This is a genomic window from Ruminococcus sp. RTP21484sp1_RTP21277st1_D2_RTP21277_210401 (assembly GCF_040924225.1).
Classification (GTDB): Bacteria; Bacillota; Clostridia; order Lachnospirales; family Lachnospiraceae; genus Blautia_A; species Blautia_A faecis.
The window spans coordinates 149,633-167,314 of the sequence record NZ_JBCOMJ010000005.1 but is presented as its reverse complement, the minus strand read 5'-3'; the positions used below and the strand labels follow the sequence as shown (position 1 = coordinate 167,314).

The window sequence follows — 17,682 nt, the reverse complement described above, 5'->3', positions numbered from 1 at the left end:
CCTGCCTATATTTTAACACAATGAAAGGAACCTGCGAACAGATTCCTTTCCATTTTTTTCTTAAGTTTATGATGTTGTGCTTCGCGGGTGGTGACCATTGTTATACGCAAAAATCACCTTTCCGTACTATAATAGAGGTGTCCAGCCACTATTTACGAAAGGAAAGGTGATTTTATGGCAAAGAAAACGAATGATTTATCACACACAAAATGGATGTGTAAATATCACATTGTCTTCACTCCAAAGTATAGACGAAAAATAATTTACAATCAATACAAAGCTGATATTCGTGACATTATAAAACAGTTATGCTCTTATAAAGGAGTAGAAATAATCGAAGGGCATCTTATGCCCGACCATATTCATATGTTGGTCAGCATACCACCAAAATATAGCGTATCTAGTTTTATGGGATATTTAAAAGGAAAGTCAGCACTTATGATATTTGATAGACACGCAAATTTAAAGTACAAATTTGGAAACAGACATTTTTGGAGTGAAGGATTCTATGTTAGTACAGTAGGAGTAAATGACGCCACAGTACGCAAGTATATCCAAGAGCAGGAAAAATATGATATCATGCAGGATAAACTCAGCGTAAAAGAATATGAGGACCCTTTTAAGGGTTAAGGCGAAGTAGTACAAATGCCCTTTTAAGGGCGGCGACGAGTCAAGAGCAATGTGGCTGGAGCAAAGCGAAAGCCAGCGCCTTGAGACGCTGGCCTAGCATTAAAGGCTTATAGCCGTCCTACGAGCCACCCGTTTCACGGGTGGGGGCGACTCCCTCTTCTCTGTATCAGCAGCGAAGCGCCCTGATACCAAACTTTCTTTTTCCGCCTGGAATACTCAGCCGCGAGGAGGGGCCTATGGGCTGGCGGCCATTGCGAGGATTCCAGGGATTTTTCATATATGCGCAGGAGGTGGAGCACTGTCTGAGGCCACCCCGTGGCCGAGTTTGCTCCACCTCCTGCAAATAAGCGTATATGGAAAATCCCGGAACCGCAGCTCTGGCCGTCAGCCCATAGGTCCCTCCTCGCGGCGTCCCTTAATCTTCCACAAATATAGTCGGATTCTCACACTTATGATACAACACCATCGCCCCAAACGCTGGCATCGGCACCCTGATCACACCTACCTTAGCTGTATATTCATATTCCTCCGTGGTATATCCATCACGGTAAGACAGCATGATCCGCTTCAATACAGAATCCTTCAATCTGCTGATTCCCGTCTTCCAGACCTCAATCTCAACCTCCCGATCCTCATTCCGGTTATTCAGAATCACGATCATTCTTTCATCATGGGAAAATCTTCCGAAGCAAAGTCCCTGATAATCATTCCAGAGGAACACAAGGGAACCATTACTTAAGAAATCATATTCCTTATGGATCTTAATCATATCTCTGTGGAACGCAATCATCATCTGATCCTCATGTCCCCATGGATAAGTTCTTCTGTTATCCGGATCTGTAAAGCCACAGACACCTGCCTCATCACCATAATAAACAGTTGGTGCTCCCGGCCAGGTCATCTGCACCACAACACCTTCACGCATCACTGCAGGATTGATGTTCTGGGAAGCAGCTTCCGCACCGGCATAGGAAATCCTTCCCACACGGCGGTTTGTTCTGGTGAGAAATCTGGAATGATCATGATTGGACAGCTCATTCATGGACGTATAAAGTGCAGACATATGAAGTGCCCTCATATGAGTCTTCATAGCCCCAATAAAGGCATCACTGTTTCCATAAAGATCATCCCTGCACTCATCACTGTGCTTCTCCATGCCCGTCAGGAACCAGGTCAGAGGTTCCATAAAGGCATCGTAGTTCATAACCGTATCCCACTCATCCCCTTGCAGCCAGCTCTCCGGATTTCCGTAATGCTCTGCCAGAATGATCGCATTGGGATTTGCCTCCTTTACAGCTTTCCGGAAATCCTTCCAGAACTGATGGTTAAATTCGTTGCTGTGCCCAAGATCTGCCGCCACATCCAATCTCCATCCATCTACATTATAAGGCGCAGAAACCCACTTCTTACCAATCTCCAGAATCTTATCATACAGATCCCTGGAGGCTTCATAATTCAGCTTCGGCAAAGTATCATGAGTCCACCATCCATCATAGGTAGGATTGTACGGCCAGCGGTTCTCGTCATAGAAATTAAAGTAATACCTATATGGACTGTCTGCAGAAATATACGCTCCCTTTGGATATCCCTCCTGGTTCTCATAGATCCGCTCTCTGTCCATCCATTTGTTAAAAGATCCACAATGGTTAAACACTCCATCCAGGATTACTTTCATGCCTCTCTTATGGATTTCCTCCACAAGCTTTGCAAACAGTTCATTACTTGCCTCCAGATTCCGCTTATCGGTCACACGCTTAATAAATTTCCGGGCATGGGCATTCTCGCGGTCCCCCTCATTCAGAAGGCCATCATCCATATCCTCCACGATCTTGCCGTAATGGGGATCCACATACTCATAATCCTGAATATCGTACTTGTGATTACTTGGAGAAACAAAAATCGGGTTCAGATAAATAACATCCACTCCCAGATCCTGCAGATAATCCAGTTTATCCATAATTCCCTGCAGGTCACCGCCATAAAACTCCCGCACCCCCATTACTGCCGGAACTTTTCCCCAGTCTCTTACCCTGGAAGTCATATCGCCAATATAAAAATATTCACGATCCTCCACATCATTCGTCGGATCCCCATTGCAGAAGCGATCCACAAAAATCTGGTACATAACAGCACCCTTCGCCCACTGGGGTGTATCATAATCCGGATAAATCTCAAACTCCAGACGCTCCTCCGGGTTCATGGAAACACCCTGATAATTATAATAACAGGTCACCCATCCGTATGTGATCTCAAAATGGTAACGGACAATCTCCTCTCCCATAATAATAGAAGTCTCATAATAATCAAATCCATTGGATTTGGCCACACGCTCCATCTGTTGACGCTTGCCATCGTATACTAAATAAACCATATCTACGTTGTTCCGCTTGGTGCGGAAGCGGATACGGACCTTGTCTCCTGCTTTGGGATTTGACGGACAACGGTAATAATCAGAACCATCGCTGAACAATGCCTCTGTATTCAAAACCGGTCTCATATTCAATATATATTGCATTTTTTTCATTACATCTGCATTATTACGATCCATAACATCCCTCTTTCAAAAAAATTACACCCTATATTTTAACTGAAAACATTTCTTCCCACAACTGTTAAAATTCGGCTTATTCTCCAAATTTCCGCCCAGCTTACCGACGTTTTCACCAAAGAACTCCCACCACATTTCAAACACGCTCTAAAATACCTTATTCATTTAACGTAAAAAAGACAGCCGGTAAAAGCTGTCTTTTTTGGAGAAGGTATTTCTTCTTATGGGGTGTAGCAAAAACTATATAATGTATTGGGGGGTTTTTACGATGTATATAGTACCATGTGTCCACCAAAAAGTGTGCACAAACTTCACAAAAATCACTATTGTTTTTTGTGCATGTTATATACTTTCATTTGATTCACCCGATTTTTCCATTGTAAAAAGTGCTTCAAATTCATCCCGATGAACTTTTTCCTTCTCGAGAAGGAGCTTGGCACAGCCATGAAGAACCTCCATATGCTCAGAAATAATCTTCTTCGCATTGTCATGACACTCCTCAATGATACTGTGAATCTCACTGTCAATTGCCTTGGCAACATCCTCGCTGTAACCGCGGGTGTGCGCCAGATCTCGTCCAATAAATACCTCATCGTCATCATCTCCATAGGAGATCAGTCCAATCTTATCGGACATACCATACTTGGTCACCATAGCTCTTGCTTCGCTGGTAGCCCGCTTGATATCGTTGGATGCACCAGTTGTAATATCGCCGAAAATCAGCTCCTCTGCCACACGTCCTCCAAGAAGTGTGGTAATATCCTGGAGCATTTTACCCTTAGTATTAAATATTTCGTCATTCTCTGGAAGAGGCATGGTATAGCCGGCTGCTCCCATTCCGGTAGGGATAATGGAAATGGTGTAAACAGGCTCCATATCCGGCAGCACATGGAACAAGATTGCATGGCCTGCCTCATGATAAGCGGTGATCCTTTTCTCCTTCTCGGAGATCACCTTGCTCTTTTTCTCTGCACCGATGCCAACCTTGATAAAGGCATTCTTAATATCTTTCTGGCGAATAAATACATGACCTTTTCTGGCTGCAGCAATAGCCGCCTCATTCATCAGGTTCTCAAGATCTGCACCTGTAAATCCAGCTGTAGTCTGAGCGATCTGTTTCAGGTCTACATCCTCGCCAAGAGGTTTATCCTTGGCATGGACATGGAGGATCTCTTCCCTTCCTTTAATATCCGGACGACCTACGCCAACCTTGCGGTCAAAACGTCCCGGACGAAGAATTGCAGGATCCAGAATATCCACACGGTTGGTAGCGGCCATTACGATAATGCCTTCATTTACCCCGAATCCATCCATCTCTACAAGAAGCTGGTTCAGAGTCTGTTCCCTTTCATCATGACCGCCTCCCATGCCGGTTCCACGCTGTCTTGCAACAGCATCGATCTCATCAATAAAGATGATACAAGGTGCGTGACGCTTGCCCTCTTCGAAAAGATCTCTTACACGGGAAGCACCTACACCAACAAACATTTCCACAAAATCAGAACCGGAAATGGAGAAAAACGGAACTCCCGCTTCCCCGGCAACAGCCTTGGCCAGAAGCGTCTTACCAGTTCCTGGAGGTCCTACAAGGATAACTCCTTTCGGGATTCTGGCTCCCACCTTGGTATACTTCTGGGGATCCTTCAGGAAATCTACAACCTCCTTCAGCTCCTCCTTCTCTTCCTCCAGGCCCGCTACGTTCTGGAAAGTCACTTTCTTATCATCCGGCATGGACATTCTTGCCCTGCTTTTGCCGAAATTCATCATCTTGGCATTGGTTCCACCACCCCCACCTGACATCTGACGGTTCATCATCAGCATGAGGAAGATGATAAGACCACAGGTAAGAAGTACCGGGAAAACAGAGTTCATAAATACACTCTGCTTCGGCACATCCTCAACAGTAGGATCAAGCCCGCTCTCTCGAAGAAGCTGCTCTGCCTCATTTACATCTGCCACATAAATACGCTTCTGTCCCTCGCCGCTTACATTCACGATCACAGAACCTGTTGGAACCTCACTGTTCTGATGGATCGTGGCACTGGTCACCTTTCCGTCTGTCACTGCCTGCTCCAGCTGTCCATAAGTATAATCACTCTGGACAGCTACCTGATTGTTCAGATACAGGTAACCTGCGATCAAAGCTACGATCAGGACAAGATACAAGCCAATTCTGCCTGACTGCTTATTCACTTGTATAATTCTCCTTTCATTCGAACTCTACCACTCCGATGTATGGCAGATTTCTGTATTTCTGGGCATAGTCAAGACCATAGCCCACAACAAACTCATCTGGAATATTGAAGCAGCAATAATCCACATCAACCCCTTTTACCACTCTGCGGTCCGGTTTGTCCAACAAGGTGCAAAGTCTCACGCTGTTTGGATTACGTCTCTTCAGAACGTCCAGCAGATAGCTTAAGGTTCTTCCGGAATCAATAATATCCTCCACAACAAGAACTTCTTTATCTTCAAGAGGCTGATCCAGATCCTTGACGATCTTTACAACTCCGCTTGATTTGGTGTCATCTCCATAACTGGAAACAGACATGAAATCAAGAGTTACCGGCACTGTGATTCTCTTGGCAAGCTCACACATGAAAAATACTCCGCCCTTAAGGACGCAGATCATGTGGATTTCTTTTCCCTTGTACTCTTCGCTGATTCGGGCTGCTACTTCGCAGATACGCTTCTCCACAGTCTCCTCATCCAGTAAAACTCTGATTTTTTCACTCATGATTATCTTTTCCTCCTTGGTATTGTATTTCCAATATTCTCCTGGTTCTGGGAGCTATTTTATAATTCTCATTTATTCTGCCTCCCACCACCCACAAAACCTCAGAGCCGGTACATAGAAGCAAGATGCTGTCTCTTTCCTCTGATGGGATCTTCTCATCTATAAAATAACGGTTCAGCTTCTTGCTGCTCCCTTTGTCATCTACAATGAGAAAATCTCCCGGCTGTCTGGTCCGGATGGACAGTTCCTGTTTTATTTTATCATAATCCAGCCATTTCGTATACTTTTTTTCTTCAATCTTCTGGCCTTCATTAGAAAATATTTTCAGATAAAAAACATTATCTGTAAAAAGTACCTGTTCACAAGCAGTTTTCAGCTCCTTTTTACTCAACTGGACACTTTTTTGCAGTGCATTCCTCTCCTGATTTTTTTCAACTTTCACTGGATCGTACTCTTTTGAACTCAGATTTCTATCTGATATTCCCAGTAATTGTCTTTCTCCAAGCAAAATTCCTCCATAAGTTCGAAGCGCCGCCAGATCATAAGGCAGATTGATCCGTCGTCCCACCTGAAGCTTCAGAAGGCTCTCCACACTTTTTACATGAGCAGCTGTAAAATCCTTACGTTTCCCAGCCAGCTCTTCAAAAACCTGAAGCACTCCGTAAGAAGCTATGGCAGGCTCATCCCGCCAGAATGCTTCTGACAGGAAAATTCCCCGCTCCCTGTTTTCCCCATACTTTTTCACAAGGCGTTCTCCCTGACGGGACAAATACTCCTCTGCCTGACTAACAAGACTGGCCGTCTCCGCCATATGGCGGACAGCAGAAGCATTCACCTGTTCTTCCAGAATAGGCAATATCTGATGTCTGATCTTATTTCTTGTATAATCATCTGTAAGATTGGTACTGTCTGTTACATAGGGAATCTGTTCTTTTATTAAATAATTGACAATTTCCTGTTTATTTAAACACAAAATGGGCCGAATAATTTCATCCCGCACCGGCAAAATAGAAGCCAGACCTTTCAGCCCCGTTCCTCTGCAAAGATTGTGGAGCAAAGTTTCCGCCACATCATTTTCATTGTGGGCCAGAGCAATACGGATCCGTAATTTTCCTTCTCTGGCGGCAGAGACTCTTCCCCCACCCTGGAGGTCAGCCGTTTCTGATTTTCCAAAATAATCAGCTTCTGCCCTGGAAAACGCATCCTGTCTGACTTTTCTTCCTGTCTCTTCCAGTCCCATTTTCCATTTCTTTGCAAGCTCCGGTACCGGGTAATGATAGGATAAAAAAGGAATCGTCCATTTTTCGCAGGTCTCTCTTACTACTCTTTCATCCCGGTCAGCTTCCTCGCCGCGGATTCCATGATGCACATGTACCGCACACAGCGAAAAAGTTGCTTCAGCCTGATATCTTTTTAACATTTCCAGCATAGCCATGGAGTCTCCTCCTCCGGAAACTCCGGCAAGGACCACATCCCCATCCACTACCATGCCATGTTCTTTCATATATGCTTTCACTTTCTGATACATACTAGCTCTGCCTCTGATACGTTACTGATTCTTTCGTGAACCGTAACAATATTACTTCTTTCAAATATATTTCATATGCTCATATGATTCCATATCTGTTTTTTGCTCAAAAACTAATGCTTCTATTTCTTCCACATTCCAGCTACAAGAACCGTCATATCATCCCTGGCGCAGTAATCGCTGTATCCCAGCACCCGCTCCAGAATCCCCCGGCTCATCTCCTTGGGAGTCTCTTCATGGATATCCATAATGATTTCTTTCATGGTCTCCTCCTCCCGCATGGCAGGCAGCGCATCCAAGACGCCATCTGTCATCATGATCAGATAATCCCCGTGATACAGCTTCCTTGAAGATGTTTCAAAATCCACCTGCTGTATCAGCCCTGCCGCCAGACTCTCTGAAGAAATGGCCTCCACCCAGTGATCCCTTTTGATAAAAGTGGCGGAAGCCCCCGCTTTCAGGAAGTTACAGATTCCCGTATATAAATCCACTGCGCAGATGTCCACTGTTGAAAAAATCCCTTCCTGTCCCTTCATCACAAGAGCAGAGTTCACCATTTTCGCCGCCGTCTCCTGGGTAAAACCGGATTCCAGAAATTGTTCCAGAAGTTCTACCACTTCCTCGCTTTCCCGGCATGCCTCCACCCCGGAGCCCATTCCATCAGAAAGACACATTACAAAACGGCCTGCCTCTTCCTGTCTGCAAATATAATTGTCTCCGGAAACCTTCTCCATTTCCTTGGTCAGCTTTGCCACTCCGTAAAGTACCTGATAGCTTACATCCTCCATAAAATGAACCGTATGGTATTCTCCATTTACAATTCTTCTTCCCCCTCCTGCTGCCGCCATGGGAGTTCCGAACTCCTGGGACAAAAGCTGTGCCACCTCATTAACAGAAATGCACTGCCCGCTTCTGGCACGCATGGTAAGAAAAATCTCACGTCTTCCTTCCACCTTATCCATCACCCAGACCTGCTTCACCACAATGTGGCGCTTCCTGAGAATCTTCTGCAATTCCGTCATAAGCTGGGGATCCGCAATGGAAATGTCGTACAGGTCTTCTGCCACCATATCCATGATTCTGGACATCTCCTGGAGTTGCTGTGCCACGGCAAGGCGGCTTTCGATCATCCGGTTGTCCCATATCAGCTTCTGCCGCTCCCTCATATAAGAGTTACCAAGTGTCTCATAATACTGGGAAAAACGACTGCATACACTCATCCAGTCGCTTTTTGTCTCCTGTATTTTCTCCTGATTTCCCTCCTCCATGGAACGAATCATCCGCTCGCTTCCTCTGTACATTTCCTGCGACTGGGTGCCCCAGCAGATTTCCCGCTGATAACAGTGGCTGCATATCTCATCACAGGTCTCCCTTATGATTCCATCCACCTGGCCGTTGCTTAAATAGTCTTTTCGGTAGGGTAATCCATAAAAGCTGTCTGCAAGCTTCCGAAAAGAAGCAGCATACCGCTCCACCTTCTCCTTCTGGGGATTTTTCTCTTCGGCCGGCTGCTCTGCCTTAAGGAAACTTCTTCCCCTGAAAAAAACTTTTGCCATGTCCCGCAGCACCAGCAGCACACTGATCACGAGCATGGCAATTATCCATTCCTGCATATTCTCCCCTCCCCTTTACAGCCTTACAGTGCCAGAGCCTGTTTGAAAAAGCATTCCTGCAAGCTGCACGCCCCACTGTTCATGTAGTCTTTAACTGCTGCCCTTGTTTTTGCAAAGGAATGCTGCATTCACATCATCTTCGGCAGCACCTTATGCCTATTATAGGGGACAGGTATGAAAATATATGTCAAACAAAGACGACCATATTGAAAAATATATCGTCAGAAACTTCCAAACTTCGTTTTTCCCAGAACCTTACTTCTCCTCCTGAAAAATAATCTCATTCTCCTTCACAAGACCCAGCTTCTCTCTGGCGGCCTGCTCTGCGTACTCATCCGTGAGCATATACTGCTTCAGATCTTCAATCTCCTGAGTGCGCGCCTGCTCTTCCTCAATCTGCTGGCTTAATGCCTCTGCCCTGGTCTCATAGCCGGCAAGAGATTCCTTAAGGTCCCGGCTCTGTGCCATAAGCGTCAGAATCAGAATCAGAACGATCAGAGAAATACCGAACATCCCGAGATGATTATACCCTATTGTCTTTTTTCTTCGTTTTTTCCCTGATTTTCCCAAACTTCCTGCCTCTTCTCATCTGCAAACGATTTCTGGTACTATTTTTGTACTGATTTGCAGATTGCTTAACTAAAATTTTACAACGTTTACAAAAAAATAGCAACCAATTTATATATTTTTTTGAAGTTTTTTTTACGAATCTGACAGGAACCTCCAGGATTATATAACAAATTTTTTCAAATAAAGGTTTTATTGTCAGATATGTAAGAAATGCCCCTGATATAATTCCCAAAAACAGAAAACTACGCAGGATTCCCTGGTTGATCCGGTAAATTCCTGCAAATACCAGAAGTCCTGCGCACACCCAATAAAGAAGGTCCAAAATCCCTCCTGCTGCCGGACTGCAGAAAATGAGCCTTCTTATTTCCTGAAGCAGGCTGTAGCAAAGGATCAGCACCGCACCCCCTGCAAAAGCCCGGACGAAAAGCCAGATCTCATTGTAGATATATATGCTCATAGCTTAACGGAACAGCCTTGTAAATAATGGTTCTTCTTTTCGTGGGGAATCTTTAGACAAATAGACAAGAGAATCCACATGTCCGGCAAGAGCAGCTTCTCCTTTTTCCAGGTTTAGTCCTTTTACATGAAGCCCGCTGCCGCGAATCTGCAGCTTCCCGTCAGCAGTCTGAAGAAGGATTTCCTTTTCATCAAAAGAAATCACATCCTTCACACCTGTGACAGATGCTTCTTTCCTGTTATCCAGTATCAGCTTATGGGAAATGTTCACAACCTTTTCTTCCAAATCCCTCTCTCCCAAATATGTGGGTTCACAGATAATCTATGAAATTTTCTTTAAAATTAGAACCTGCTTAAGTAATACTGTTTCCTTCGTTCACAGAACTCTTAAACATACCTGTACAGATTCTCAACTTCTTCCTTCTTCACAGTCTCTTTCACATCCAGCACTTCCACCTTCACATTGCGGCTTCCAAACTGAATCTCAATAGTATCTCCTGTCTTCACCTGGGCAGAAGCCTTGGCCGGCTTATCATTTACAAGCACTCTTCCTGCATCACATGCCTCATTTGCCACAGTTCTTCTCTTAATAAGGCGGGATACTTTCAAAAATTTATCTAATCTCATAATACTCTCCTATATCAGAGCGTGTTTAAAAAAGGAGGAACTATAAAGTTCCTCCTGTAAAAGCTTACGCGATTATGCGTTTACCATATCTTTTAAAGCTTTACCAGCTTTAAATTTCGGAGCCTTGGAAGCTTCGATCTTCATGGTCTCACCAGTCTGAGGATTTCTTCCCTCTCTGGCAGCTCTCTCGCTGACTTCAAATGTACCAAAGCCAACTAACTGAACTTTCTCACCTTTTTTCAGTTCTTCTGATACAACGTCGATGAATGATTTTAAAACAGCTTCAACGTCCTTCTTGGACAGATTGGTTTCTTTCGCCATAGCTGCTACTAATTCAGTCTTATTCATGGTGTTTCCTCCTCTAAAGATTCTTCTATCTATATATATACCTTTTACCCTGTATTGTCAAGGTTTTTGCGCTAGAAAGGGGATTTTCTGCGCTAGAAAGGGGATTTTCCAAAGCAGTTTTCAGGGAAATCCCCCCATATTTTCTTCTGGGCAATTACCTTTTCCAGCTTTTCTGTATTCTTGCCGGAAATCCATGCTTTGTTGTGAGAAAAGTAGTAATTTGCCAGTTTCCAGTATTTTTCCGGATATGTGAAACGGATTTGCAGGTTTTCCCATTCTTCCGAAGAAATAGGACGTATTTTGTCATATTGCTCCAGCATCCGTCTGGCCAGAAATACATCCCAGTTATATTTTTCCAGGATTTTTCGCATAAAACAATACAAGTCGCTGATCTGCACATCAAAGCTGAAGTGACCAAAATTTGTCACAGCAGCCTGATTTTTACAAAGAAGAACATTGTGCTGGTTATATTCGCCATGACATAGAAGCCCCTCTTCGCCCGCCTTGTCCCTTAGTTTTTCATAGTCCGACTTTACAAGCATTTCCAGTGCTTTTTCCCCTTTTTCCAGAAACCACTGTACACTGCCCAGAAATTCCTTTTCAAATCTGGCACTGGCACCTTTCTGGCGGATAAATTTACGGATCTTGCGGATTTCCTGATTATGCCTTGCATACTCATCTGCAAGGGAACGCGCCATGTAGGCTTTTTCCACAGGCATATTCATAAATTTATGTACCCTTGCCAGAATCTGCACACTTCTTATAATATCTTCCCTGGACTTGGTGTCACACTCTCTGCCTTCATACCAGTTCTGAAGGGTATAGGGAATATTATCCTTATCTCTGGTAACCAAAGAGCCTTCCTGATTTTCAATAAAAGTATCAACCAGACAGCCTTCCTGGGAAAGTTTTTTTAACACTTCCTGCTGAAAAAGCAGTTTTTTTTCGGAGCCGTGAAACTCTCTGAGGAGCAGAATTCCCTGTTCTGTACGACATACCAATGCTCCCCGGGTCCTGGACGAAGATTTCACTTCAATTCCATACTGGGTCAGGGTGCTAAGACCATAATCATACAATAAAAATCCCCCCGTCACTCACATATGCCAAATGTCTTCAGATACCTTCTATCTTATGAGTGGGAGGGATATGTTATTCTAAAGAAGTTTTTTATCGGCTGCAAAAGCAAGGGAAAGAAGTGCTTCTTTCTTGTTCAGTTCCGGATTCTCCAGAACAGCATCCAAAAGCTCATGAAGCACACTTCCCATTTCTTTTCCAGGCTTCATTCCGGCTGCGATCAGGTCACTGCCAGTAATTGCAAGACCTTTCATGGAAACACATTCGCCTTTTTCCATAATTTCTTCCCAGGTCATTCGAACTCCGGCCTGACGGGCAGCTTTTTCTTCCCCACGGTAATCACTTTTCGCTTTGTTATCCGCATACTGGACTTCCATCCACATGGGAAAAAGGTCTTCCCCAACTACATTGATGGCTTTCCGCACCTCAGCCGGTGCCGGAGTCGGGCGCAGATCATGCCAGCGGATCAGACGGCTCACTCTGGAAATGGTGTCATTGTCAAACTTCAGACGGCGCAAAATTTCCTTGGACATTTTTTCTCCCACAGAAGCATGTGTTTTGAAATGATCCCTGCCATTTTCGTCTGTTTTTCGTACAACAGGTTTGGCAATGTCGTGAAGGAGCATGGTCAGCCTTAGCACCTTATCCTCCCTCACATACAAAAGGCTGTGGAGAATATGTTCTCCCACATTATAGCAGTGGTGTGGAGTGTTCTGAGGTGTCTCCATACAGCGGTCAAATTCCGGCAGAAATTCCCTGGTAACTCCCGCTTCATAGGCAATCCGCAGATAATCTGGATGAGGGGACACCAGAAGTTTTACAAGTTCCACCTGGATCCGCTCTGCGCTTACATGTTTTAAATTTGGTGCAAGCACAGAAAGAGCTTTTCGGGTCTCTTCTTCCAGGGAAAAGCCAAGCTGCGCAGAAAAACGTACAGCACGCATAATGCGAAGAGCGTCTTCTGTAAAACGTTCCAGAGGATCACCAACACAGCGGATCACCTTGTTTTCCAGGTCTTTCTGCCCTTCAAAAAGGTCCACCAGCCCTTTCCTTGGATTGTAGGCCATGGCGTTGATGGTAAAGTCCCGACGCTTCAAATCTTCCTCCAGGCAGGCCGTAAAGGTTACTTCTTTCGGGTGACGGCCATCTTCATACTCGCCATCCACCCGGTAGGTGGTAACCTCGAATCCCTCTTTTTCAAGCAGCACTGTTACGGTTCCGTGAGCGATTCCTGTATCTACGGTTCTGTGAAACAGGGCTTTGACCTGCTCCGGCTTGGCTGAGGTTGTGATATCCCAGTCATTTGGAGTTCTTCCCAGAAGGGCATCGCGGACACAGCCGCCTACTGCATAGGCCTCATAACCAGCTTTTTCCAGAATATTTATAATTATTTCAACTTTTTGTGGAATTTCAAATACCATCTTTATCACCTGCCTCTGATTTAAAACAAAACTTCTCCTCATACACTTCTCTGCCTTGAAAAACAAAGCGGGGCAAAATAATTTTGCCCCTTTTTGACTACTGATTGCAAAATAAACAGCAATCCCTTTTGTTATTAATAAGCACGTCCCCAGTATACCATTTTCTTGGCAGGTTTTCCACAGCATACACAGACATCGCTTAAATGTTCCTGCTCAAACGGCATACATCTGGATGTTGCCTGAACGTCTTCTTTGATCTTATCTTCGCACTCACGGTTGCCGCACCACATAGCTTTTACAAAACCAGGTTTTGTGTTGATGGTCTCCTTGAATTCTTCGTAATTTGTTGCTACATAGGTGTGAGCATCTCTGTGGGCTCTTGCACGCTCCAGCATTTCCTTCTGCATGGTGTCCAGAACTTCCTGAACCTTAGCAGCAAGTTCTTCGAACTTCACAATATATTTCTCTCTGGTATCTCTTCGGCAGATAACAGCCTGTCCGCTCTCGATATCCTTCGGACCGCACTCAATTCTTACCGGAATACCACGCATTTCCTGCTCTGCGAATTTGAATCCCGGGCTCTTGTCTGTAACGTCTGCTTTTACACGGATTCCAGCTGCTTTCAGAATCTGTGTCAGCTCCTCTGTTTTCTCCAGAACGCCCTCTTTTCTCTGCTGGATCGGGATTACAACAGCCTGGACCGGAGCAATTCTTGGTGGAAGAACAAGTCCGCTGTTGTCTCCATGAACCATGATCAGAGCACCGATCATACGAGTTGTCATTCCCCAGGATGTCTGGTGTACATACTGAAGCTGGTTGTTTTTATCTGTGTACTGGATGCCGAATGCTCTTGCAAATCCATCACCAAAGTTATGGCTGGTTCCAGACTGAAGTGCTTTTCCATCATGCATCAGAGACTCGATTGTGTAAGTAGCCTCTGCACCCGCAAATTTCTCTTTCTCTGTCTTCTGACCTTTAATAACCGGGATTGCAAGTACTTCCTCGCAGAAGTCTGCATACAGGTTCAGCATCTGGATGGTACGTTCTTTTGCTTCCTCAGCTGTAGCGTGGGCAGTATGTCCTTCCTGCCATAAGAACTCACGGGAACGAAGGAACGGACGGGTTGTTTTCTCCCAGCGAACTACTGAGCACCACTGATTATATACTTTCGGAAGATCTCTGTGGGACTGAATCTCTTTCTGATAGAAATCACAGAACAGAGTCTCGGATGTAGGACGTACGCAAAGGCGCTCCTGAAGAGGATCAAGTCCGCCGTGTGTTACCCATGCAACTTCCGGTGCAAATCCCTCTACGTGATCCTTCTCTTTGTCCAGAAGGGATTCCGGAATGAACATTGGCATGTATACATTCTCTACGCCTGTCTCTTTGAATCTGCGGTCAAGCTCTTTCTGGATATTCTCCCAGATTGCATATCCTGCTGGTTTGATTGCCATACATCCCTTTACACTTGTATAGCCGCAAAGTTCCGCTTTTTTTACAACATCGGTATACCACTGTGCAAAATCCACATCCATGGATGTGATAGCTTCTACCATTTTCTTTTCTTTTGCCATGATTTTTCTCCTTTTTGATTTTCTAATATTTAAACGCCAGGGAAATCTGGTAAATTCCATGTATTATTTGAAAAACACATAAAAAAAGACCTTCCATCCCTGCAAAAGGGACCGAAAGGCTTCGGCGGTACCACCCTGATTAACACTGGAAATGACTGCTCCACTGCTCACTCAATTATCCTGATAACGTAGGACAGACGCCGCACTTCAATTGTGCGGAGCTCTGAGGCCGGTTCCATGACTTGCGCACAAAATCCTCACACCATTGCCTGTCGGCCTGGATTTCTCTCTGAGATTGCTCCTCATGTACTATTCTCTTCATTGCCACTTCATTTATTTAATTTGCTCGTTAAGTCTTGTTTATTTTATGCGAAATTTTCCCATATGTCAAGTAGCGAAACAGAAAATACCCAGACAAAAAACAGCCAGAGGTTACTGTTCACTCCGTTCACAGTAACAGCCAGAGTTACCATCCACCGCATCTGTTTTGTCCGGGTACTTTTTTATTACTTCAATGTAAACAAGCTCTCTATTACATCTTTTTTCTCAAACTGGTTGTTATATTCCAGGATATTGTAATCGCTCAAAAACTGTCTGTAATTGTCCGGAAGATCCTCAGAAGCATACCAGTTACCCTCCTGATCACACACTGCACCAACACCAATGACCGGCAGCTGTTTCTTCAGTTTCATAAGGAACTGATTATAAAACGGAAGGGAAATTCCTGCCTTAAACAGCACATAACTTCCCAGATAATTGGCACTGATATCCTCTTCTGCAGTCTCGGAAGAATAATTTGTCCAGATTACATATGGAGTTGTATACGTCACCTGGCTTTCAAAAAGGTCCAGCTTCTCCCTGTCTTTTCCGAGAACTTCTGCTAAAAAGCCTTCTTCCAGCTTAGGCCAGTGATCTCCAAACATGACGATCATGGTCGGCTCGTCTACCTTTTCAAAATATTCTACAAGATTCTGAAACGCTTTATCCGACTCTCTGGCAAGTGACAGATACGTCTGTGCCTCCGGATATTCTGTTTCATAATTCAGTTTTACATCTGGTTCGTATCCCTTCAGAGTGCTCTGGGAATATCCGCCATGGTTCTGCATGGTTACGCAGAAAGTAAACAACTTTTGATTTGTTTCTTTTTCTTTATACAGGCTGATGATCTTGTCAAAAACAGACTGGTCACTTACAAAGCCTCTCAGTTTATCCTGATATTCTCCGCCCCAGTTATCCTGATTCAAAAACTCATCAAAGCCCATCTGCGGATATACCTGGTCGCGGTTCCAGTTATGTCCGTTATTGGGATGCATGGCAATTGTATAATATCCCTGAGATTTCAGAATATCTGCCATTCCATACTCCGGAGTCCGGACATACAGTTCATAAGGAACACAGCCAGAAGGAAGAAACGTAATACTGTTTCCGGTAAGTACCTCATACTCAGATCTTGCTGTTCCGCCACCGTAAGTGGGCATATGCAGACTTCCATGTGTTACATTTTTATCAATACTGTGAATATACGGCAATATTTCCACATCTGATCTGACACTCCCAATGCTCTCGAAATCCGCAAGACTTTCATTCATGATCATAATAATATTCTCAGGGATTACATCTGGCTCCTGCTGCCTTTCAGCCGGATCACCTTCAGTTTTTTCTGCAATTTTCTTTACCGCATCCACGGAATATCCCTCCGGTTCTTCTACAAAAACAAACCGGAATTCTCTTGCAAAAGTATATACCAGTCCTTTATTCTGATATTCCTTGTTTACATTCCACAATGAAACATTTTCCTGCTTCATGATCAAAGGCCGAAATCCCACTGCCATTGCCACAACAAACACAGCTAAAAAGGCTAACCGCACAATCAAATTTTTTCTGCTTTTTTTTCCTAACTCCAGTCTCTGAAATTTCAGGATAAACTGGGCAAATACCATAGAATACGTTAACGGAATGCCAAGCATAAGAGGTATTTTAAACTCATATTCTCCTGCAACATCTGCAGCAGTTCCAATTCCTGTGATATCCAACAGAAAAAAAGCTTCTCCTCTGAATTCCATTACAAAGAAATTGATCAATGCCAGCAAAATCAGAAGCCAGCAAAATACAGCTGAAGCTGTCTTTATTTTTCGAAAAAGCAGGATCAATATACCAAGAATAACATAACAGACGATCAGATTCCCTATAAGATTCATAAAAGATAGGGAAGTAACCTTTTTCAGAAGACTTCCCAGATAATTCACTGATTTATTTCTTTTTCCGGAAAGCCAGGTAATCATCTGCACTGCCCCTATCATAACAGGAGCGGACAGAATCAGTAAAATTCCATCCGCTGCTTTTGATATTCTGCAGGTATGCCAGGCATCACTTAGTCTGTCTCCCCACAAAACCAATAAAATCCATATCAGATCACCAATGGCAATCAGCAATATTTTCTTGGTATCTCCTTGAAAAGGATGGGCTGTTCCAAGCTCTGTATAGATCAGCAGCCCATCAATTACTGCCATTAACAAAAGGTTGCAAAACATTTGTGACAGTTTTTTCATAAACGCA

Annotated in this window: 15 protein-coding genes and 1 pseudogene; 1 reads left to right on the top strand and 15 read right to left on the bottom strand. The window is 44.2% G+C overall.

Annotated elements, in window-relative coordinates:
- Nucleotides 1-174 precede the first annotated feature (174 nt).
- On the top strand, nucleotides 175-630 hold the full coding sequence (gene tnpA / locus AB5706_RS05865) for an IS200/IS605 family transposase (RefSeq protein ID WP_117853754.1): 456 nt from the start codon (nucleotides 175-177) through the stop codon (nucleotides 628-630).
- Between the two features lie 415 nt (nucleotides 631-1,045).
- Here the strand turns inward: tnpA and AB5706_RS05860 are convergent, their stop codons facing one another.
- The 15 genes and pseudogenes from AB5706_RS05860 to AB5706_RS05790 all read right to left on the bottom strand — a co-directional run bounded on the left by AB5706_RS05860 (nucleotide 1,046) and on the right by AB5706_RS05790 (nucleotide 17,675).
- The gene (locus AB5706_RS05860) at nucleotides 1,046-3,178 is read right to left on the bottom strand and encodes a glycoside hydrolase family 13 protein (protein ID WP_173770005.1); all 2,133 of its coding nucleotides are present in this window, start codon (nucleotides 3,176-3,178) and stop codon (nucleotides 1,046-1,048) included.
- A 342-nt stretch (nucleotides 3,179-3,520) separates the two neighbouring features.
- Entirely contained in the window at nucleotides 3,521-5,371 is a 1,851-nt protein-coding gene (gene ftsH, locus AB5706_RS05855; RefSeq protein WP_195590822.1) for an ATP-dependent zinc metalloprotease FtsH, read from the bottom strand.
- A 16-nt stretch (nucleotides 5,372-5,387) separates the two neighbouring features.
- Nucleotides 5,388-5,915, bottom strand: coding sequence for a hypoxanthine phosphoribosyltransferase (gene hpt / locus AB5706_RS05850; protein WP_173770426.1), 528 nt, complete (start codon nucleotides 5,913-5,915; stop codon nucleotides 5,388-5,390).
- The gene (gene tilS / locus AB5706_RS05845) at nucleotides 5,908-7,443 is read right to left on the bottom strand and encodes a tRNA lysidine(34) synthetase TilS (protein WP_173770427.1); all 1,536 of its coding nucleotides are present in this window, start codon (nucleotides 7,441-7,443) and stop codon (nucleotides 5,908-5,910) included. Before tilS ends, hpt begins: the two co-directional genes overlap by 8 nt.
- 122 nt (nucleotides 7,444-7,565) lie before the next feature.
- The gene (locus tag AB5706_RS05840) at nucleotides 7,566-9,056 is read right to left on the bottom strand and encodes a SpoIIE family protein phosphatase (protein WP_173770428.1); all 1,491 of its coding nucleotides are present in this window, start codon (nucleotides 9,054-9,056) and stop codon (nucleotides 7,566-7,568) included.
- 15 nt (nucleotides 9,057-9,071) lie between these two features.
- Nucleotides 9,072-9,134 (bottom strand): annotated as a pseudogene (locus AB5706_RS05835) (DUF6783 domain-containing protein); the annotation flags it as partial.
- A 177-nt stretch (nucleotides 9,135-9,311) separates the two neighbouring features.
- Nucleotides 9,312-9,626 (bottom strand): FtsB family cell division protein, encoded by a 315-nt coding sequence (locus AB5706_RS05830; RefSeq protein ID WP_226815895.1) that lies wholly within the window; start codon nucleotides 9,624-9,626, stop codon nucleotides 9,312-9,314.
- Nucleotides 9,580-10,083: a spore cortex biosynthesis protein YabQ gene (yabQ, locus tag AB5706_RS05825; protein WP_118581558.1), complete on the bottom strand. Its 504-nt coding sequence runs from the start codon at nucleotides 10,081-10,083 to the stop codon at nucleotides 9,580-9,582. The genes AB5706_RS05830 and yabQ overlap by 47 nt, the downstream gene beginning before the upstream one ends.
- A 3-nt stretch (nucleotides 10,084-10,086) precedes the next feature.
- Complete coding sequence (gene yabP, locus AB5706_RS05820; RefSeq protein ID WP_118581555.1) at nucleotides 10,087-10,368, bottom strand: sporulation protein YabP; 282 nt, start codon at nucleotides 10,366-10,368, stop codon at nucleotides 10,087-10,089.
- Nucleotides 10,369-10,469: 101 nt separating this feature from the next.
- Entirely contained in the window at nucleotides 10,470-10,709 is a 240-nt protein-coding gene (locus AB5706_RS05815) for an RNA-binding S4 domain-containing protein (RefSeq protein ID WP_118581552.1), read from the bottom strand.
- 72 nt (nucleotides 10,710-10,781) lie between these two features.
- Nucleotides 10,782-11,057: an HU family DNA-binding protein gene (locus tag AB5706_RS05810; protein ID WP_117851504.1), complete on the bottom strand. Its 276-nt coding sequence runs from the start codon at nucleotides 11,055-11,057 to the stop codon at nucleotides 10,782-10,784.
- 92 nt (nucleotides 11,058-11,149) lie between these two features.
- Nucleotides 11,150-12,133 carry a CotS family spore coat protein gene (locus tag AB5706_RS05805; protein WP_148463166.1) on the bottom strand — a complete coding sequence of 328 codons (984 nt, stop codon included), beginning with the start codon at nucleotides 12,131-12,133 and terminating at the stop codon, nucleotides 11,150-11,152.
- Nucleotides 12,134-12,211: 78 nt separating this feature from the next.
- Nucleotides 12,212-13,552 carry a CCA tRNA nucleotidyltransferase gene (locus AB5706_RS05800; RefSeq protein WP_148463165.1) on the bottom strand — a complete coding sequence of 447 codons (1,341 nt, stop codon included), beginning with the start codon at nucleotides 13,550-13,552 and terminating at the stop codon, nucleotides 12,212-12,214.
- Between the two features lie 134 nt (nucleotides 13,553-13,686).
- Nucleotides 13,687-15,126: a proline--tRNA ligase gene (proS, locus tag AB5706_RS05795; RefSeq protein WP_148463164.1), complete on the bottom strand. Its 1,440-nt coding sequence runs from the start codon at nucleotides 15,124-15,126 to the stop codon at nucleotides 13,687-13,689.
- A 506-nt stretch (nucleotides 15,127-15,632) separates the two neighbouring features.
- Complete coding sequence (locus AB5706_RS05790; RefSeq protein ID WP_148463163.1) at nucleotides 15,633-17,675, bottom strand: LTA synthase family protein; 2,043 nt, start codon at nucleotides 17,673-17,675, stop codon at nucleotides 15,633-15,635.
- Nucleotides 17,676-17,682 lie beyond the last annotated feature (7 nt).

What these genes read in the sequence shown, in the direction of transcription:
- tnpA (WP_117853754.1), top strand. Translation starts at nt 175, where the DNA reads ATGGCAAAGAAAACGAATGATTTATCACACACAAAATGGATGTGTAAA.
- AB5706_RS05860 (WP_173770005.1), bottom strand. Translation starts at nt 3,178, where the DNA reads ATGGATCGTAATAATGCAGATGTAATGAAAAAAATGCAATATATATTG.
- hpt (WP_173770426.1), bottom strand. Translation starts at nt 5,915, where the DNA reads ATGAGTGAAAAAATCAGAGTTTTACTGGATGAGGAGACTGTGGAGAAG.
- tilS (WP_173770427.1), bottom strand. Translation starts at nt 7,443, where the DNA reads ATGTATCAGAAAGTGAAAGCATATATGAAAGAACATGGCATGGTAGTG.
- AB5706_RS05840 (WP_173770428.1), bottom strand. Translation starts at nt 9,056, where the DNA reads ATGCAGGAATGGATAATTGCCATGCTCGTGATCAGTGTGCTGCTGGTG.
- yabQ (WP_118581558.1), bottom strand. Translation starts at nt 10,083, where the DNA reads ATGAGCATATATATCTACAATGAGATCTGGCTTTTCGTCCGGGCTTTT.
- AB5706_RS05815 (WP_118581552.1), bottom strand. Translation starts at nt 10,709, where the DNA reads ATGAGATTAGATAAATTTTTGAAAGTATCCCGCCTTATTAAGAGAAGA.
- AB5706_RS05810 (WP_117851504.1), bottom strand. Translation starts at nt 11,057, where the DNA reads ATGAATAAGACTGAATTAGTAGCAGCTATGGCGAAAGAAACCAATCTG.
- AB5706_RS05800 (WP_148463165.1), bottom strand. Translation starts at nt 13,552, where the DNA reads ATGGTATTTGAAATTCCACAAAAAGTTGAAATAATTATAAATATTCTG.
- proS (WP_148463164.1), bottom strand. Translation starts at nt 15,126, where the DNA reads ATGGCAAAAGAAAAGAAAATGGTAGAAGCTATCACATCCATGGATGTG.
- AB5706_RS05790 (WP_148463163.1), bottom strand. Translation starts at nt 17,675, where the DNA reads ATGAAAAAACTGTCACAAATGTTTTGCAACCTTTTGTTAATGGCAGTA.